General features: G+C 40.3%; 18 protein-coding genes. 5 read left to right on the forward strand and 13 right to left on the reverse strand.

The annotated features are described in order from the left end of the window. Positions 1 to 34 precede the first annotated feature (34 nt). The 11 genes from QE422_RS12075 to QE422_RS12125 form a co-directional block, all read right to left on the reverse strand. A complete protein-coding gene (locus tag QE422_RS12075) occupies positions 35 to 1,396 on the reverse strand; it encodes an MATE family efflux transporter (protein WP_307458565.1) in 1,362 nt (453 codons plus the stop codon). An 89-nt stretch (positions 1,397 to 1,485) separates the two neighbouring features. After that, positions 1,486 to 2,670, reverse strand: coding sequence for a sigma-54 dependent transcriptional regulator (locus QE422_RS12080; protein ID WP_307458567.1), 1,185 nt, complete (start codon positions 2,668 to 2,670; stop codon positions 1,486 to 1,488). Positions 2,671 to 2,726: 56 nt separating this feature from the next. Further along, entirely contained in the window at positions 2,727 to 3,386 is a 660-nt protein-coding gene (locus QE422_RS12085; protein WP_307458568.1) for a YggS family pyridoxal phosphate-dependent enzyme, read from the reverse strand. Positions 3,387 to 3,573: 187 nt separating this feature from the next. Further along, positions 3,574 to 4,692 carry an FAD-dependent monooxygenase gene (locus QE422_RS12090; protein WP_307458573.1) on the reverse strand — a complete coding sequence of 373 codons (1,119 nt, stop codon included), beginning with the start codon at positions 4,690 to 4,692 and terminating at the stop codon, positions 3,574 to 3,576. Positions 4,693 to 4,694: 2 nt separating this feature from the next. Next, entirely contained in the window at positions 4,695 to 5,303 is a 609-nt protein-coding gene (locus QE422_RS12095; protein WP_307458576.1) for a hypothetical protein, read from the reverse strand. Positions 5,304 to 5,312: 9 nt separating this feature from the next. Next, positions 5,313 to 6,050 (reverse strand): alpha-ketoglutarate-dependent dioxygenase AlkB, encoded by a 738-nt coding sequence (locus QE422_RS12100; protein WP_307458579.1) that lies wholly within the window; start codon positions 6,048 to 6,050, stop codon positions 5,313 to 5,315. A 62-nt stretch (positions 6,051 to 6,112) separates the two neighbouring features. Continuing rightward, positions 6,113 to 7,336, reverse strand: a complete 1,224-nt coding sequence (locus tag QE422_RS12105) for a hypothetical protein (protein WP_307458582.1) — start codon at positions 7,334 to 7,336, stop codon at positions 6,113 to 6,115. A gap of 353 nt (positions 7,337 to 7,689) precedes the next feature. Next, positions 7,690 to 8,940, reverse strand: a complete 1,251-nt coding sequence (locus tag QE422_RS12110; RefSeq protein WP_307458583.1) for a hypothetical protein — start codon at positions 8,938 to 8,940, stop codon at positions 7,690 to 7,692. A gap of 284 nt (positions 8,941 to 9,224) precedes the next feature. After that, complete coding sequence (locus QE422_RS12115; RefSeq protein WP_027385416.1) at positions 9,225 to 10,091, reverse strand: RNA polymerase sigma factor RpoD/SigA; 867 nt, start codon at positions 10,089 to 10,091, stop codon at positions 9,225 to 9,227. A 758-nt stretch (positions 10,092 to 10,849) separates the two neighbouring features. Continuing rightward, on the reverse strand, positions 10,850 to 11,632 hold the full coding sequence (locus tag QE422_RS12120; RefSeq protein WP_373463382.1) for a S1/P1 nuclease: 783 nt from the start codon (positions 11,630 to 11,632) through the stop codon (positions 10,850 to 10,852). 100 nt (positions 11,633 to 11,732) lie between these two features. Beyond that, the gene (locus QE422_RS12125; RefSeq protein ID WP_307458613.1) at positions 11,733 to 11,882 is read right to left on the reverse strand and encodes a hypothetical protein; all 150 of its coding nucleotides are present in this window, start codon (positions 11,880 to 11,882) and stop codon (positions 11,733 to 11,735) included. Between the two features lie 65 nt (positions 11,883 to 11,947). On the opposite strand from QE422_RS12125, the gene QE422_RS12130 reads away from it, so the two are divergent. The 4 genes from QE422_RS12130 to QE422_RS12145 all read left to right on the forward strand — a co-directional run bounded on the left by QE422_RS12130 (position 11,948) and on the right by QE422_RS12145 (position 16,317). Beyond that, positions 11,948 to 12,889: a type VI secretion system baseplate subunit TssG gene (locus QE422_RS12130; RefSeq protein ID WP_307458615.1), complete on the forward strand. Its 942-nt coding sequence runs from the start codon at positions 11,948 to 11,950 to the stop codon at positions 12,887 to 12,889. Between the two features lie 54 nt (positions 12,890 to 12,943). Beyond that, entirely contained in the window at positions 12,944 to 13,858 is a 915-nt protein-coding gene (locus QE422_RS12135) for a TssN family type VI secretion system protein (RefSeq protein WP_307458618.1), read from the forward strand. A 12-nt stretch (positions 13,859 to 13,870) separates the two neighbouring features. After that, the gene (locus QE422_RS12140; RefSeq protein WP_307458620.1) at positions 13,871 to 15,010 is read left to right on the forward strand and encodes a hypothetical protein; all 1,140 of its coding nucleotides are present in this window, start codon (positions 13,871 to 13,873) and stop codon (positions 15,008 to 15,010) included. 128 nt (positions 15,011 to 15,138) lie between these two features. Then, on the forward strand, positions 15,139 to 16,317 hold the full coding sequence (locus tag QE422_RS12145; protein ID WP_307458621.1) for an aminotransferase class V-fold PLP-dependent enzyme: 1,179 nt from the start codon (positions 15,139 to 15,141) through the stop codon (positions 16,315 to 16,317). A gap of 212 nt (positions 16,318 to 16,529) precedes the next feature. Here QE422_RS12145 and QE422_RS12150 read toward each other — a convergent pair whose 3' ends face one another. Continuing rightward, on the reverse strand, positions 16,530 to 17,183 hold the full coding sequence (locus QE422_RS12150; protein ID WP_307458622.1) for a metal-dependent transcriptional regulator: 654 nt from the start codon (positions 17,181 to 17,183) through the stop codon (positions 16,530 to 16,532). A gap of 85 nt (positions 17,184 to 17,268) precedes the next feature. On the opposite strand from QE422_RS12150, the gene QE422_RS12155 reads away from it, so the two are divergent. Continuing rightward, positions 17,269 to 18,300 (forward strand): low specificity L-threonine aldolase, encoded by a 1,032-nt coding sequence (locus tag QE422_RS12155; protein WP_307458624.1) that lies wholly within the window; start codon positions 17,269 to 17,271, stop codon positions 18,298 to 18,300. Positions 18,301 to 18,368: 68 nt separating this feature from the next. On the opposite strand, the gene QE422_RS12160 is transcribed toward QE422_RS12155, so the two are convergent. Continuing rightward, positions 18,369 to 18,872 (reverse strand): hypothetical protein, encoded by a 504-nt coding sequence (locus QE422_RS12160; protein WP_307458626.1) that lies wholly within the window; start codon positions 18,870 to 18,872, stop codon positions 18,369 to 18,371. Between the last annotated feature and the right edge of the window lie 90 nt (positions 18,873 to 18,962).

Below are 18,962 nucleotides of genomic sequence, written 5' to 3' on the forward strand. Positions count from 1 at the left end.
AAACATAAAAGCGACCCAAAGGACCGCTTTTTTATTATAAGTTTTGCTTAATTTTCTTTGCAGACAGATTCAGAAAACGTTTGACCAGCATCACCGCAGAAACCGTCAGTCCAAGTCCTAAGGCAATCCACATTCCAAAAGCACCCATTTTCAGGGTGAAACAAAGTAAATAACCCAATGGAATGGTAATGATCCAATACGCGATAAAGGTGTAGATGGACGGGATCTTTACATCCTGCAATCCCCGCAGCATTCCCAGAGCCGTAACCTGAATACCGTCCGATAATTGGAACAAAGCGGCAATGATCATTAATTTGGCAGCGAGTTCGATCACTTCAATTTCCTCTTTTTTGGTAAAGAAAGTTGGCAGGATATTCCGGCCCAAAATAAAAATAACCCCACAGATGCACATAAAGATAAAGGCAATTTTAAGATTGTTGATACCGACTTTCCGTAATTCCACAAAATTCCCTTCGCCTACTTTTCTTCCGATCATGACGGTAGAAGCGACACTAAAGCCGATGCATAAATTAAAAGTAAAAGAAGCCATGCTCAGAGCGATCTGATGGGAGGCAATATCGTGGGCCGAGATCAGTCCGCAGATAAAGGCAGCTCCGGCAAAAGCGGTTACCTCAAAGAACATCTGCAAAGCAGTAGGAAATCCTAAGCGAATCATTTTTTCAAACATCTCTTTGCTGAACACCTGAATTTTTAAAGAAAAATCTTTGATGTATTGTTTTGTTTTCTTTTCGTTCAGTAAAACAAAATACAGGAAGACCACCATAAAAACCCGGGCAATGAGACTGGCTAACGCAGAACCCTTTACACCCATCGGTGGAAATCCGAAAAGTCCTTTAATAAACACATAGTTTAGCACAATATTGATCACATTCGCAATGATCGTAGCTTTTGTAACACCGATGGTATAAGATAATCCTTCGGAAACTTCCCTCAGCGTCTGAAAAGCCATAAACGGAACAATGCTGATCGCCATAATCGTCAGGAAATCTACCGTATCCGGAATAATATTTTTCGGCTGTCCGGACTGGTAGAGTAGGGGCATTCCTAAAAGTAAAATTCCCATCAGTAAAATACCGACGGTCATATTGATCACAAAACCATGACTGAAAACCGAATTAATGGTCTGGTGCTCGTGCTGAGAATGTGCCTGAGAGACTAACGGAGGAATAGCAAAGGAAAATCCCAGCGCCAAGACAAACATAGAGAAAAAGACAGCATTTCCGAGTGAAACGGAAGCCAGTGCATCGGCTCCCAAAAGATTTCCGACAATAATATTGTCGAAGAGATTTACCGAAACCTGGCCCACCTGCGTCAGCATGACGGGGAGTGCGAGGGTAAGGCATTCTTTCGTATAGTTCTTATTTAAAAAATTCATAGTCGTTTAATTCATAGTATAGTTTATTCAAAAAAAAATTGCAGTAACAATACTGCAATTTTGATAATTTATTTAAAGTAATAATTACATTATTTCCTTACAAAACTTGCAACATCATCGGCAGAAACCGTGTTTCCTCCTAAAATAATCAATCTCTCCACAACGTTTCTCAACTCCCTGATATTTCCGGTCCATGATAATGCTTTTAAAGCCTCAATTGCTTTGTCGTCGAACTTTTTCATTGCAGTACCGTGTTCATCAGCGATCAATCCGGAGAAATGTTCAACCAATAATTTGATATCTTCTTTTCTTTCATCCAAAGACGGAACGTAGATCTCGATTACAGACAGTCTGTGGTAAAGATCTTCTCTGAATCTTCCAGCTTCTATCTCCTTCTGCATATTTTTGTTAGTTGCTGCAAGAACCCTTACATCAACTTTTATTTCCTTGTCACTTCCCACAGGAGAAACTTTGCTTTCCTGAAGCGCTCTCAATACTTTTGCCTGGGCAATTAAGCTCATGTCTCCGATCTCATCCAGGAAAATCGTACCGCCGTTGGCCTGCTCAAATTTTCCCTGTTTATCCTTGATAGCACCTGTAAAAGATCCCTTTACGTGTCCGAACAGTTCGGATTCGATAAGTTCTGAAGGAATAGCGGCACAGTTTACTTCCACCATCGGACCTCTTGCCCGGTCACTCTGGTTGTGAATAGCATGTGCTACCAGCTCTTTTCCGGCACCGTTCGGTCCGGTGATCAGAACCCTTGCATCAGACACCGCAACCTTCTCGATCATCTCTTGGATCTTCTTTAAACCTGCCGACTCACCGATCATCTGGTACTTTTTGTTTACCTTTTTCTTCAGCGTTTTGTTTTCGGTCTGAAGGTTTTTATTTTCCTTCTTCAGCGTTTCTTTAGCTAAAGCATTTTTTACACTGGTAATCAATCGGTTGATGTCAATCGGTTTGGATATGAAGTCGTAAGCCCCTTCTCTCAGACAGGAAACGGCAGAATCAATATCCGCATGTCCTGAAATCATGATGAAAGTGGATTCCGGTTTTAAGGCTAAACTTTGTTTCAAAAGTTCGGTTCCGGAAAGCTTAGGCATTTTGATGTCGGAAATAATCAGCGCGAAATCTTCTTTTTCGATCTGCTTATAGCCTTCAAGTCCGTCTTCGGCGATTACAAATTCATATTCGGTAAGTTCGTCAGATAGGATACTTTGGAGTACTCCTGAGATTGCTTTTTCGTCTTCTACAATAAGGATTTTTTGCATAGTTGCAAATTTAGATTTTTTTGATTGAATTATTAGCAAAAACCGTACCTAATCCACTATTGAGAATAATCTCGTCTGCCGAAAATCGCAGAGCCGACGCGGATGGAATTGGCCCCGCATTCGATAGCCACCGGGAAGTCATCGCTCATGCCCATGGAAAGAGTTTCGAGCTTTGTCAATTGATTTAATTCATCAAAAAGATTTTTCAGCGTTAGAAATTCCTTCCTGACCTGTTCCTGGTCGTCTGTAAAAGTAGCCATTCCCATCAGTCCGGTGATTTTGATATGCTGGAATTCACCGCTCAGATATTGTTCAAACAATTCTTTGGCTTCGCTAATCTCCAGTCCGAATTTACTTTCTTCCTCCGCAATTTTTACCTGAAGCAGAACGTTGATGGTGCGGTTGTTTTTTGCGGCTTCCTTATTGATTTCGCGGATCAGCTTTTCAGAGTCTGCACTCTGGATCGTATCGATAAATCCGGCGATGTATTTTACTTTATTGGTCTGAAGGTGCCCGATGAGGTGCCACCGGATGTCTTTCGGAAGGAGAGGATACTTCTCGGTGATTTCCTGGACTTTATTTTCACCGAAAACTTTTTGCCCCAGATCATAAACTTCCTGAATGGCCGATACCGGATGGGTCTTTGAAACAGCCACCAACTGTACCCCGGCAGGAAGCTGACTTTTAATATTGTTGTAATTTTCCTGAATACTCATACCTGCAAATTTCGGATTTTTTAAACGAATATTCCAGTATTCTTATTTATTTTCATAAATAATTGGTTGAATAAAATGATGAAAATCTTAAGTTGGAATTAATCCCTTTTACTTCTTATCTCTTTGGCTTTACTATCGGCAGAAAAAACTTCCAGCCTCCAGCTTCCTTCTTCCAGCCTATTAAATACTACATTTCCAGTTCCACTACACGTTCCACCAACTTCCGGTTGAAACTTTCCGGAACCATTCTCATCAGGAAGTTTCGTAAGGCCGTTGCTTTTTCCCATTGGGAGAATTGTCCGAGCTTCCAGCTGGTATCGACCACATAATCTACTTTGTTTCTCCTGATTTTCTGAAAATCTTCAAAAGCCTGATTGAAATGATCCGTACGTTGCAATAATTTCCCGATTACATAAGCATCTTCAATCGACTGGCAGGCACCCTGGCCAAGATTCGGAGTCGTGGCATGGGCGGCATCACCGATCAGACATATGTTCTCAGAATACCATTTCGGGATAGGAGCGAGGTCGATCAGATCATTGAGGATTGTATTTTCCGGAAGGGTAGCCTGGATGATATCAATTATCATCGGATGAAAACCGTGAAAATGTTCCGCAATGCTTTGGTCACGCTTATGCAATCCTTTATTGACAACGGCATACCAATATATTTTTTTTCCGGTCATTTTCACGAAACCGAATCGTCTTCCTTTTCCCCAGGCTTCAATGGCTTCCCGGTTATATTTTTCAGGAAGATCAAATTCCACCAAACCGCGCCAGCAGATCTGCCCGGTTTCCCGGATCCTTCCGGCCTGCAGGATCTGGGTCCTGATCTTTGAATGAATGCCGTCGGCTCCGAAAACAATCCGGCTTTCGATTTCATTGCTGTTTTCAAAACGGAGCAGATAATTTTTCTCTTTCCTTATGTTAACCAATGAATGTTGAAGGTTAATTTTTTCAAAACCGATGTTTTCAGCGAGAATCCTTTGCAGATCCGCCCGATGGATAGCGACATTGCAGGAATTGTATTTCTTTTCCAGGGCAAGAACATGGGTGGTTGAAATATTTTTCAGGTGCTGATCGGTAACGGAAACCCCGTGAATTTTATTCCCTGCTTTTTCAATCTTTTCTTTCAATCCCAGCTGATCAAAAATCTGCATAGCGTTGATGGCCATCATAATCCCGGAGCCTACCGGTTTTATTTCCGGGGCGGATTCGTACATGGTAAAATCCAGATTTTGGCTTTTCAGGATATTCGCGAGGGTTAGGCCCCCGATTCCGGCTCCGATGATGGAAATAGGGTTCATTATTATTTTGCATTTTTCAGCTCGTTCAGCAATTGATTCTGTTTTCGAATGAAATGTTCGAGGCTGTCTGTTTTTAAAGGATGGGCATTCTGGTATTTTTCGATTTCAGGCAATGTTTTTCTGATTTTAAATAGGGTATAGCTGTCGTGAATTTTTTCTTTGTTTTTATCAATTGCTTCAGTCAGTTCTTTTATTTTTATGATTTTCAGATTATATTTTTTGGCACTTGCTTCAATCTCTTTTACAATTGCTTTTCTCGAAATTGAATCACTTACGGATTTAGCCAAAGCCTCCGCATCATTGTAGTATGTTTCGGATTTGTTAATAACCTGATCGTATTTGGAAGTGATTTTATCGGTTCTATCATCAATTTCATTGATTCTGTTGTCAAGTGATTGAAGACCTTTATCATTTGTTAGCAATTCCTCGTAAATCTGGTAGACCATGTTGTATTCTCTTGACGAAAACCTCGTTCCTTTCGTGATGGAACCTGAAACCGAAGATTCCGAGTTGTCAACAGCATTTTCAACTAATGGTTTGTTTTCAGATCTGTTCTCGTTGCAGGAAAAAATTAGTAGAGATAGAGTGGCAATGAGTAATATTCTTTTCATGATATGTATTTATGGTTTAATTTTGTTTTCGGGAATCAGAAGATCTGCAGGATTTACCGTGTAAAACAATTTAGGATAAGTAAAGTCCAACGATCGGTTTTCCTGGCCGCGCAGCTGAAAAAATTCTTTTTCTTCTTCTTCGTCAGCTAAGGTTAATCGTTCCCCTTTTGAAAAATAAGGTTGAGTATCTTTAAAGGTTATAAAAGTCTTTGAAGTTCTGAAGGTAATTCCAAGCCATCTGTTATCAATATCATTTTTAAAATTCTGCTTTGAATTCAGGATAATTTTATGCTGAAATTTCTTATTGGTTTCCACCGAAAATAAAACGACAGAATGGTGATCCAATACAATTTCAGATTCCTCTTCGGTCATTTTGTTTTTGATGACCAGTTTTCGCAGCTGATTTTCCTGCAGAATGGTTGGGTTTTCATAACAGGAAAACAAGGCAATAAAAGAGCGATCTTCCAGGTCAAGTGCCTGGTCGGAGTGAAATCCCATTTTGGAATAGGAAGAATCATATACTTCAATTAGAGCATTATTAAAATGCTGTTCAAGCAAGTCTATTTTTTCTAATGAAATTACTTCATTTATTTTTTTAATAATAGAATAGTGTATATCAGAAAATACATTTGCAGGAATATTGTATCGTGTTGTGGTTCTTACTATCGCTATATTTACACTGTCTTGTTTTACAAGATGATTACCAAGTCTGCCTTTTCCCGTCGCTTCAAAATCAGCGGAGTTCATTAGACCTTCACATAAATTCTGTTCCGTAGACAATGTTATTTTATAAAACCCGTGAAAATTCATTACAGTAAAGGTTTTTCATAATCGCCCAGATTCATGCTGAAATATGTTTTTTTGTATTCCACCATATTTTCCGTCATGTTTTCTTCATAATAGGAATTCCGAAGTTCAGCCTGCATTTCCGGAGTCATATCTTCTAGTTTTACATACTGACCTTTATCATTGATGTATGTCTGATTATCTTTGTAGACGGCTTCAAGATTCGAACAGCGAACAACATATCCCATTCTTATCGGAATCTGATCGACTCCCAAAATGGATGGACGAATTTCATGGGTATAAAGCCTATTCGTAGAAAGTGGAATTATAAACGCAGAATCAGGGTATAAAGTAACCGTAAATTCTTTTTGCAGGGATTGGTCTTCAACAGCCTTCTTGAGCCTGAAATGAAGTCTTGTCAGTGCGCTGGTCTGTTTATAGCAGATGTCAAATCGATCCGTTTCCGATGGCTTCAAATGTTCGGAATTGGAACCATCATAAAAAGTACAGAACGCGATTAGTCCTTCTTTCGGCATGTCCTTCGTCTTGTCCGAATGGGCTTTAATCTTAGCTTTTACTTCCTTTTCAGTATCCGTAGTTTTCTTTTTATTTTCGTAGATCTGCACCAAAGCATGGTTCAGATCGGTTTTGTATTCAAAAGTTTCCTTGGCACATTGATTAAGTAAAGCGATAATTTTACGGTCTGTTTCTCTAAAATTATCGGTTGGACCTGTGAGATTACTGGAACATCGCAGAAGATTGAAGCATAGTGCCTCTTCTCCTTCTTCAGTGGATTCTTTCATCACCTTACTCAGATAGATGCCTTTTCTCAATGCTTTTGCTTCTTTGTTGGATTCGGTAAGCTCCTGAAAATGATGTTCGGATTTTACCTTTTCGAAAACATTGGCTTCATGAAAAAGCTTTCGGAAATAAACGCCTGCATTGCTGACGATAATAGGAACCTCTCCGATACCCACCAGCTCTGATTTCCCTTCATGAATGTTTTCGTAATTTACCGAAAATTCTTTGATGATATGAAGGAAATGGCTGTTTCCAACAAGGTTATTTAAATCCCCGCAGATGTATATTTTTTTATCCTTAAAATTCGCATTTAAATTATCAACTATAGTTCCGCAGAAATTATCGATTAGATACTGAAGTTCTTGATTATTCTCCTGACGGTTGTTTAATACAACAAGAATATTTTTATGTATTGCTATTTTGTTTTCCACTGAATGGTTATTCATTTTTTTAATTATGGGATGAAGATAGTTTAAAATTTTAAATGTTTAAAATCTATATCCATGAAGTTTGTATTTTCCTTTTTTAATACAAAGTGATTGTCCGTTACTTGTAATGAAAGGAAGCAAAGAAAGGATCAGCAAGCTGATCTGATAAAGCATATGCATAATCCGTCTGATTTTTTCCAGGTGCTTAACTGATGGCTAATCATAAACAAAATAAAAAGAGAAAGTCCAAAAGCAGACCCTCTCTTTTTTGATATAATTTTAATATAACGTAAGATTGAAAAACTTCCAGCATCCAACATTCTTCTTCCAGCCATAATCTCAAGTTCACATTAATTCACCTTCAAAGTTTTCTATTCATATTTGGAAAAATCAACCGCAAATATACATCGGTTCACTTGGCTTCCGTTTTGTGCGCCTGCGTTGGGCTCAAATTCCGTCAGGCTCCACAGGTAATTGTATTGAGATTCATAGTAAAGGGATTCCACTCCGTAAGGCCATCGAAAGCGTACCGTATCATCGGCACCATCGGTGTAGCGGGCCAGTCTTGCATTGGATCCGTAAGAATTGCTCGGAGATCCGGTGCACGAAAGCCAGGTTCGGTTTCCTTTTCTGAATACACCCTGTATTCCATGGGCATGATTATCGGTGAAAAGGCTGTTTTTCGGTGTAACGGATACAATTCCGGTATTCTGGAGGGTTCCGTTGGCATCAACAGGAAATCCAAAGACTTTGGGAACAATGGAAGCATCCGCACTGCCGGAGTAATATTGTCCGGTCCAAAACTGGGTGCCTTCATCATTTACCTGAATTGTCGAGAATGGATTAGCATTGTTGATTTTCTGATATCCCGTCTGAGGTAGAATATACCGGTAATTGAAAGCGAACAAATTCCCGTTGGAATCTTTACCGCATTTGTTATTGGTTGTATCGCCGGTGGTTACTTCAATGATTTTATTCAGATCGAATACACGGACTCCCAGATTCGTACTGCTGATATAAAGTTTACCTTTAAAATAAGCCATTCCACCGGCATGTACATTCAGCGGGGCATACGAAGAATATTGTGAATAGTCTGTCGGAGCTGTCGGAATATCGGGCTGCACCAGAAGGATATGACGGTAAGTAAGATAAGTGCTTGAACTTGGGCTGATGTCGATCAGGGTAATGCGCGACCCTTTGAATGCGGCTTCATCTTTGGCGTACCAGCTTACCAGAAGATAACGGACGCCGTCTTTGGTAAATCCTGCGATTCCCTGCGGTCTCCAGAGTGCGGTTGTTTCATCGTCGGTATTCCAGCGGATACCCCGTACCCGGTTTTCTTCAGGGATATTGAATCCATAGACTTCGGTATAAGCGCTTCCGCCTACGGCCTGGCGGTTTTTATTGATCTGTGACGGATTTAAGAAACTGAAACCGGAATTGATGTAGGTGCTGGTATCCACATAAGCATTAACACTTACACTTGCATCCGCAGATGCTCTGCCAATATTGGCTTTTAAAGATTGCTCTTCTTCTATTGAAGTGATGCCATTGTTCTGGCACCCAACGCTGGTCAGCGCATACAACAAGAGCATCCATCCAAAAAATTTTTTCTGAATCATAATTAATAATTTACACTGTTTTGAATTGGATGCGAAGCTATCGGATTCTTACGTTAACCGGATTTCGTCCTCATTAATTATGTATTAAATTTATGTTTCTGAAAAAAGAATTCGAAATAAACTGTTGTTAAATATCTTTGATTTTTATCTTATATGTTCTAAAATATACACAAGCCAATAAAAATCTCTTTGTGCCTGATGTGTTGCAATAAATTACCATCACCCATAAAAATAAAAAACGGAGCCTGAAAATCAAGCTCCGCGTATCTATGTATCGTTAAAAATTACTTCCCTAAATAAGATTTCAGAATCTTACTTCTGGTGTTGTGCTTCAATCTCTTGATCGCTTTTTCTTTGATCTGACGAACACGTTCTCTGGTAAGGTCGAAAGTTTCACCGATTTCTTCCAGGGTCATTGGATGTTTCCCGTTTAGTCCGAAATACAGTCTTACCAAATCTGCTTCTCTTGGAGTCAGTGTATTCAATGCTCTTTCGATCTCGATCTGAAGCGATTCCAGCATCAGGTCTTTATCCGGGCTCGGAGATTCTCCTGAACGCAATACGTCATAAAGATTGGAATCTTCACCTTCTACTAAAGGTGCATCCATCGACAGGTGTCTTCCGGAGTTTTTCATCGATTCCTTGATGTCTTCTTCGCTCATGTCCAGAACTTCAGCCAACTCTTCCGGAGAAGGTGGTCTTTCGTTTTCCTGCTCAAGGTGAGCGTAAGCCTTGTTGATCTTATTGATGGAACCGATTTTGTTCAGCGGTAGTCTTACAATTCTCGACTGTTCTGCCAAAGCCTGTAAGATCGACTGACGAATCCACCAAACCGCGTAAGAGATGAATTTGAAACCTCTAGTTTCATCATACCTTTTTGCCGCCTTCATAAGTCCTAAGTTACCTTCGTTAATCAAATCCGGTAAAGAAAGACCCTGATTTTGGTACTGCTTGGATACGGATACTACGAAACGGAGGTTGGCCTTAATTAATTTTTCCAGTGCTGCTCTGTCGCCCGCACGGATTCGCTGTGCCAAATCTACCTCTTCGTCCGCAGTGATCAGTTCCACTTTACCAATTTCCTGCAAATACTTGTCTAATGAAGCAGTTTCCCTGTTGGTTACCTGCTTAGTGATTTTTAATTGTCTCATCTATTTTATCCTCAAAAAAGAGTTTCTATTATATTATACGTATGAAACGTCAAAAAGGTTACAGCAGGGACAGAAATTTTTCATTGAATTAAACTTGTTTTGAAAAATTAGTTGTAAATTATGCGTTTTACCGTTCCGGAAAGCCGGTTTTATCTTTTGGATACTTGTCTTTCCTATTTTTTCAAGGAGCTTTTTCCCGCTTTCCGTTGCAATCTTTTTTTCCAAAAAAGGATTTCCACTGCAATCGGGGCTAGGGCGGTAGCCGATGATTTTACACATCATGCAAAGACAACTTTTCGGCTTGCAGAATCACCAAAGCGTAACAGTCAATTCCTTCGTGTCAATGGTCAATCCGCTACGCTTGTCAATTTTTTCCTATTCTGAGTTGATAATTGACTACTAACTATTGACCATTCATTTGCATCGCAAAATTCACTCTTAAAAACCACCCCGTGAAAATTCTTTCAGAATTTTCGCCACCCCTCCTCTGGAGGGGAATTTAAGATCCTTGATTAGAAATGGTTGTATGTTTATCTGAAGTTATATTTTTATATTGCTTTACACATAGCAAATTCACAATTGACCATTCACAATTCACTCATTCAAAGAAAAAAGCAGAACCGAAGCCCCGCCTCATATAAACTTAACGAATGAAAAATTGACATTTCACTATTCACTATTCACCATTGACCATCAAAAAAGCGGAACCGAAGCCCCGCTGTGTATTTAAAAATCAAATGGCAAATTCACCATTCACCTTAAAAAAGATCATTCAGCCATTTCGCCAGTCTCAGACCGCCGTAAAGAAGCTGTCTTTCCATCGTATCGTTGAATTTGTACTGGTAATCGTAAGCCAGCTTGGAGTCATTCGGTGTCTGCGCATAGATTTTGTTGGCCATTTTATGAGAATCGTATAGCCAGTCTTCCAGCGTTCCTTTCTGAATCTGTTGTACTTCAGCATCGGTTTTAATATCCAGCAGTTTGGAATATTCCGTATAGCTGTATTTCTGAGAGTCCACCAGCTTTCCGTCCCATACCGAATGCAGGTTTGTCTTTTCTCCGAAATACGTTACATTGATCTTGTTACCTCCCAAATCTTCCGCTCTTCCTACGTGCAACGGCTGAGCCAGGTCTCCCATAATATGGATAAGGAAGATCAGGGCAATCTTTCTGTCTTTTTCCGGAGTTTTCGAATCTTTCAGCTGTCTGGATAGAGTTTTTACCTGAGTGTATAAACTTGGGCCCGCCTGTGCTTCCAGTTTTTCTTCAAATACTTTGAAATCCGTCTGTGGGTCAATGTTTACATAATGCCATGCAGAAGCCTGTTTCCAGGCACCGGTAGTATCGGATTTAATAAAATCCGGCCAGTTAGCCCAATAAGCCAGGCGCTCTCTTCCCATCAATTTTTTAATTTCCCTTCTTGCCTTTCCGGACAGGTGATTTTCTGCAATTTCTGCAATAATTCGGTGTCCCGTAAGCCCCCACGCATAAGAATACAGGGAAGATACCATCAATGCCAGAACCAGAATTTTAGAATACATACTTTTCATTGTAAAATAACATTTTCAGGGGGCAAAGATACGGTTAATTTTAAGGCTGAGTTCAAGGTTCGGAGAAGGGGTGGGAAAATTTAATCAAATATTAATTTAAGTCTTGGTAAAGGTAAAGGTAAAGGTAAAAGGTGGCAAACTCCTTAAGCTCCTCACCTAAAAACTTAGCCTCAGTCTTAACCTTATTTATCTTTTCCTTCTTTTGCTCATAATTATTTAGTATTTTTAGTAGAAAATTCATTGGGAAATATTTTTTCAATAATTTGAGATATACTATTTTTACAAGCCAAAATCACAGCAAAGACCATGTATGAGAATAATATTGTAGACATGCATTACAATAAACTGCAGACCGATTTCAAAGCGGAAGCAGTCGCCGTAAATCTTTTAAAATACCACAGGGCGGTAAGCAATATTTTTATCAACCGCATCGGGATCAACGACCGGGCGTATTTAAAAGACATCAAAAGTATTTCAAGCGATTATCTGGGTTTTGACGAAGAAGTTTTCACTATCGAAACCTACCGGGAAGGAATTTACGATTACCTTCCGGAAGGGCTTTTCCATCCGCCTTCATTAGGCGCCTCCCGAAAAAATGTGGATACGGTGGTCCGTGAGATCCGCAGACAGAAAAAAGTAGAGGAGGATGCCCGCAAATTCTTCAAGCCTTTTGAGCTGGAAATATTTTTTACCGAGATCAGTGCTTTGCTGAAAGAATTCGATTTTGACATTTCCAGTGATACCGATGCCCTGCTGAATACCATAAGAGAATTGTGGCCGCTGATCGATATGCTCGATAAGAAAAACGCATACATTTTTATTTATATTTTGCCGTTTTTCCATCAGATCCGGGGCGATAGAACCTGGTTTGAACGTTGTATGACCGCATTTTTGCAGGTTCCAGTAAAGGTTACGTTTGCCCCGAATGTCATCGATGGAATAGAAGAGCAGGACGACTCCATGCTGCTGGGGAATTCCAGACTGGGAGTCACTTACATTCCAAGCGGAAGACACATGGACGGGCAGAGAAATTGGGTCGTGAATATCGGGCCGATACCCTACAAGGAAATGAAGAAATATATCGACGGAAGCCCGTTCCGGAAAGTGTTGCAGGCCATGTATGACTACTTCCTGCCGGTAAGCGTCGATATAGAGGAAAATTTCATCACCGAGAAACAGGAATATTCTTTTGCGCTGGAAGATGACGAAAGAAATGCAAACAGGCTCGGATACTCTACATTCCTGTGAAAATTTTAACTATATTTACATTCACCAAGAAAAAATATTAATTCGAAAAGACAGATGGAAGTTTCGTCAGTAAAAGGAATCTTTTTAAGGTATATTTTGATGCCTTTATTTGCAGTGATCATGATGGTAATTTTAGCTGCTATCAGAAGAAATAAGCCTGCCATAAAGATTAAAACCATTATCATTTATGTTCTGCTGTGCAGTTTATGCCTTGCTATTCCCGGAATCTTCGGGTTTGCGGGAAATATGTTTAATCCATACTGGTATCTTATCGCACAGATTGTTTACCTTATTTTAGGGATTATACACGTGAATTTATCAGACCGGTATTTCAAAAGGCATTTCACTTCAACCACAAAAAGTATTTTATTTGAATCGATACTTTCCCTAACGTGTATCGGATTCGGAGGCTATCTTTTTTACCTGATCTTCAACTGGATCAGCAAAGGAACCGGATATCCCTTAATGGCGGCTACGAGTATTTTTATCTTCCTTGTACCGCTGGTATTTCATTACTGCTATGTACAGCTTATTAGTATTCCCGTTGATATTTATAAGACGTGGAGATACTCGCCCGAGCAGCGGCTTCCGGATTTTGAAGGTGCCGATTTCGACCGCCTGATGGTCCTGAATGTAGAATTGAGCAAAAACCTGGAAGAAGCCAACCGGTTCAGGATTAAAGCCAAAACCCTTCCGACCGGCATCACCTTCGGCGACTGGTTCTACCGGGTCGTTGACGACTACAATCACAAAAATCCGAATTCCGTAATCCATCTTACCGATGAGATAAAGGAGCCGTATTACTGGATCTTTTACACTAAAAAATCTTTTTTCAGCTTCAGGAAATATATCGATTTTGATCAGGACATTACCGACAACCGCATTTCAGAAAACGATGTGGTGATCTGCAAAAGAGTAATCCAGCACGAAGAAGAAGGACTGAGAAAACCACAATCACGCACAATTTAAAAAATATTGAATATGATACAGCCTATTAAGCATTTTGCCATCAATTGGGTTGACGGGATGAAAGTTTCCCAGAGACATCTTAATGATCAGGATAATTTTTTAATTGATACCATCAGAGATTCCAATTCATTGGGGATCACTACATATAATTACGGGCTTCTGCCGATTTCAAATGAATTTACAGACCGCACGATCTTCGACGTTCACAATACGGCAACCAACGATGTACAGCTGGTTATCAAACGCTGCAGTGCCGTCACGATGGCCGGTTACAGGATAGAACTGCTGGATAGGAGAGTCAGTGTAAAATCTCTGGCCAAATCCATGAACGAAGAACAGGCGGACGGAGAATACTACATCCTTATTTCCGTTAATCCGTTTGATAAAGTACCGTTCGGGGATATCGACCCGGAGGAAATTCCGCCGCGGCATCCCAACACACAGTCCAATCACCACCTGGAACTGCTCCCGGTAACATCCCTGAACAGCAGCTATTCGGGAGGAAATTATCTGATCATCGGAAAGGTAGACCTGAAAGGGAATATCGCGCAGGTGGACTCCAATTTTATTCCGCCGTGTACTTCCATCCAGAGCCATCCGGCTTTACTGGATTATTACAATATTTTCGCAAAATCTGTTGGAAATCTGCAGCAATATGCTTTTAAGATTATTCAGAAAGCTTCCCATAAAAACCAGAATACGGCATTGGCACAGAACGTAAAGTTTTTGTGCAATACCATGATCAATACTTTTGGGGATATGTATTTCCAGTTCAGGAACATCACACCTTATCAGCCGCCGGTATTTTTGATTGAGCTGTTTTCTAAGCTGGCACTTCGCCTGTATAATGCAACCCAGGTCTTGGTGCCTGCCGAACTGGAGGAAATGCTGAATTATAGTCTGGAATGGAGTGAAATCGCTCCTCACACGCTGCTGAATCAGCTGTCGATCGTTGCCGAAACCAATTATGACCATCATAACTGCGGCGAACCTTTTATCTACATCCAGCAGATGCTGAAAAGCCTGGAGACGATCTTTGCCAAGCTGAGCGAACTGGATTACATCGGTCAGCGAAAAGAAAATATTATCGTTAACGAACAGGAAGTTTCCAATAACAATAATCCGAAAAGAGGATGGAGCGTTTTGGACTAATTCAGAAAAACTATTAAATATAAATCCCGGAGCTATTATGCCGGGATTTTTTGTTGGAAGTGCAAAGGTGAGAAAGGATTTTCTTGAATAAATAAAAATCCGTAACATTATATTTCAATAAATTTAAAATGGACATCAATAAAATAAGACAGGATATCCGCGGCCTGGCAGACGGCAAAATATTTCTTAACAATGCCGGATCTTCTTTAATGCCGAATGTGGTAACCGATGTAATGACCGATTATCTGAAACAGGAAGAACTTTCAGGCGGATATCATGTTGCAAACGTAAATGCAAACGCGTTGGAAGGCTTCTATGATGAAACGGCAAAACTGATAAATGCCCAATCGCGTAATATTGCTTTTGCTACGAGTGCTACCGAAGCCTATACCAAAGCTTTGTCCAGTATTATTTTTAAAGAAGGCGATGTCATCATCACAACGGCTGACGATTATATCTCCAACCAGATTACTTTTATTTCCCTGCATAAAAAGTTGGGCGTGAAAGTGATCAGAATGAAGAATCTGCCCGATCATGAACTGGATCTGGAAGACCTTGAAAAGCTGATCCGTGAACATCATCCGAAACTTATTGCTGTTACGCATATTCCTACCAATTCGGGACTGATCCAGAATGTAGAAGCGGTAGGAAAAATCTGTCGGAAGCATGATATTCTGTATCTCGTAGATGCCTGCCAGTCTGTCGGACAGTTGGCAGTGGATGTCGAAAAAATAAACTGTGATTTTCTTACGGCAACAGGAAGGAAATTTCTGCGCGGGCCGAGAGGAACCGGATTCCTGTATGTTTCAGACCGGGTTCTGGAACAGGAATATGCACCGCTTTTACTGGACATGAGAGGAGCGGACTGGACAGCGTATGACGATTATGAATTGTTCAAAACCGCAAAACGGTTTGAGCACTGGGAAATTTCCTACGCTTCACTTTACGGATTAAAGCATGCGGTGCAATATGCCAACAGCGTAGGAATGGAGAGGGTGGAGCAATATAACAAAGGCTTATCCGACAGACTACGGGAAAATCTTAAAAGCAGCGGATTCAGCGTATGGGATTGGGGAAACCGCCTGAGCAGCATCGTTACTTTTTCCGGTCCTGACGGCGATCTTGAAAAGATCCAGCAGGTGTTGAAAGAAAACAACGTTTACTTTTCAGTCACTTATAAAAATTCTGCACTCATTGATTTTTCCACCAAAAATATTCATGGAATCGTACGACTCTCACCCCATTATTTCAATACCATGGAGGAGATAGAAACGGTTTCAGAAATATTGAAAAACAGTTTAAAGTAATTGACTAAGAATAGAAAGCTTAAAGATCTGGTAGTTTCGAGAATCTCCAACTACCGGATTGCCATTCCTTTCTCTAATGCTGAAGCTTTGCATTTAAGCACAATGTTTGTCATCCCGTAGGGATCTCAATATAGTATTAGCAGTATACAGAGAAAATCTGTTGTAGAATTCACAGATAAGCATATGGCTTTAAGTACCCTCAATACGTAATCTTACTTCTTCACCAGAATTTTATCCGTGGCTTTGCGGCTCAGAACTTCCTGTTTCCCGTCGACTTCAACGGTAAATGATCTGTCGAAACTTTCAATCTTCAGGATGTTGATTTTTTTATTCAGCAATAAATTCCGTTCCGTTAAATAATTCAGGAAGGCATCGTCGGAAAGGGTAACGGATGTGAAAACAACGGTTTCGCCCACTTCACAGTTGCTCAGTTTCTGAAGGTCCTGGGAAATAATGTTGCCGTCTTTATCCGGAATGGGTTCGCCGTGGGGATCAAATTTAGGATAATCCAGAATCTCATCCATTTTATCAAAGAAAACGGCAGAGTGTACATGCTCCAGCTGCTCGGCGATCTCATGAACATTCTCCCAACCGAAATTCATTTTTTTAACAAGAAACATTTCCGTCAGGCGGTGCTTTCTTACGACCAGGGCTGCTTCCCGTCGGCCTTTTTCCGTTACTTTCAGCGGCTTATAGGTTTCGTAGACCACCCAGTTTTTCTCGGCAAATTTCTTCATCATGTTGTTAACGCTCGGCATTTTTACGTTTAAAAATTTGCTCAGCTCGTTAATCGTTACCTTTCCTTCATGGTCAACTACATGAAATAAGGCCTTCAGGTAATTCTCTTCTGTTAATGTTGTCTTCAAAATGTTAGATGCTAATCATGACAAATCTAACAAAATATTACCAATAAATAAGGTGCATTCGATGAACTTTTTTTAATTTTACCTTATGAAATTCTCATTCAAAAACGACTATTCGGAAGGTTGTCATCCTGATATTTTACAGGCACTTTTAGAAAACAATCTCAATCAGCAGGCGGGTTACGGAGAAGATGAATATTCCCGGAAGGCCAAAGAACTTATTAACGAAAGGATGAAAAATCCTGATGCCGATATCTATTTTGTTTCAGGCGGCACACAGGCCAACCTTATCGTTATTTCTTCTGTTTTAAGACCCTACCAATGTGCGGTTTCTGCATCAACGGGGCATGTTCTAAATAACGAAACCGGAGCTATCGAAGCAACAGGGCACAAGATTCTGAGCATTGAAAAGGAAGACGGAAAACTGACTCCGGAAGACATTATTCCAGTATTAGAAGGCCACAGGAACGTTCCGCACCAGGTAATGCCCAAGCTGGTTTATATCTCCAATTCCACGGAGCTGGGAACGGTGTATACTTTAAAAGAGTTGGAAGACCTTTCAGCTTTCTGTAGGGAAAATCATCTTTATCTTTTTATGGATGGCGCAAGGCTGGGGCACGGATTGACATCGGAAATTAGTGATCTTACGCTGGAAAAGGTGGCGAAACTTACCGATATTTTCTACTTGGGAGGAACCAAGAACGGCGCACTGATCGGGGAGGCCATTGTTATCAATAACCCTGAGCTGCAACAGGATTTTGCATTTAATATCAAACAGAAAGGCGCGCTGCTCGCAAAGGGAAGGCTGTTGGGAATTCAGTTTCTTGAACTGATGAAAAATGACCTTTATTTTGATCTTGCTAAGCACGCGAATCAGCAGGCGATGAAGATGAAAAATGCCATGAAGGAAAGGGGAGTGCAGTTCTTATCCGATACCTATACCAATCAGATTTTTCCAATCCTTAGCCATGCACTGATCGAAAAATTATCGGAGAAATTTGAATTTTACGTCTGGAAAAAGATCGATGAAGATTCTTCTGCCATCCGCCTTATTACCTCATGGAATACAGGCGATGAGCCGGTGAATGATTTTATAGAAATAATAAGAAAAGAATTATAAAACAAAATGCAACCAAGACGGTTGCATTTTGCTTTATCAGATCTCACAATTGTTGATGAATATTTCTATTATTTTAGAGCGTTAGCGACCAAGTTGCAGTCTGCTGTCTTTAAGGTTCTTCCGCCGGCATACTTTATTTTCTTCTCGTCGGTATATTTGGTTCCGGTTTCCTCGTCTCTTTCGCCGATTCCTTCGGCCAGGCCGTCTTTGGTCTTAATGAAATAAAGGTCGTTTTTATTTCCTGCTTTTCCTTCGGAAGCAAAAGTATAGGTCAGCTTCAGCGTATCTCCGGATTTGAAGCCGGTAAGATCTCCTTTGTTGCTGTCTTTTTCACTGTTTTTGGTGGCCATTTTTCCGGTAATGGTTCCGAGGTTATCGTCGATGCTTACAAAAACGGTATCTTTCCCGGTAACACCCATGTAACAATAGGATTTCGGGCCTAAGGTATCCTTAACTTTTTCCGTAGCAGCAGTCGTGTCGGAAGAGACCGTCTCGGCAACCGGCGCTTCCGCTTTCTTATTGCAGTTCAGCAGAATCGCAGACAGGACACTTAACACAATTAATTTTTTCATATCCTTTTTATTTTATTAATTCAATTTCACTTATGCTAAAATAACAATTGTATTTTACATGAAAAAAAATTATTTAAAAAGAGTAGTTTG

The organism is Chryseobacterium sp. SORGH_AS_0447 (genome assembly GCF_030818695.1).
Taxonomy (GTDB): Bacteria; Bacteroidota; Bacteroidia; order Flavobacteriales; family Weeksellaceae; genus Chryseobacterium.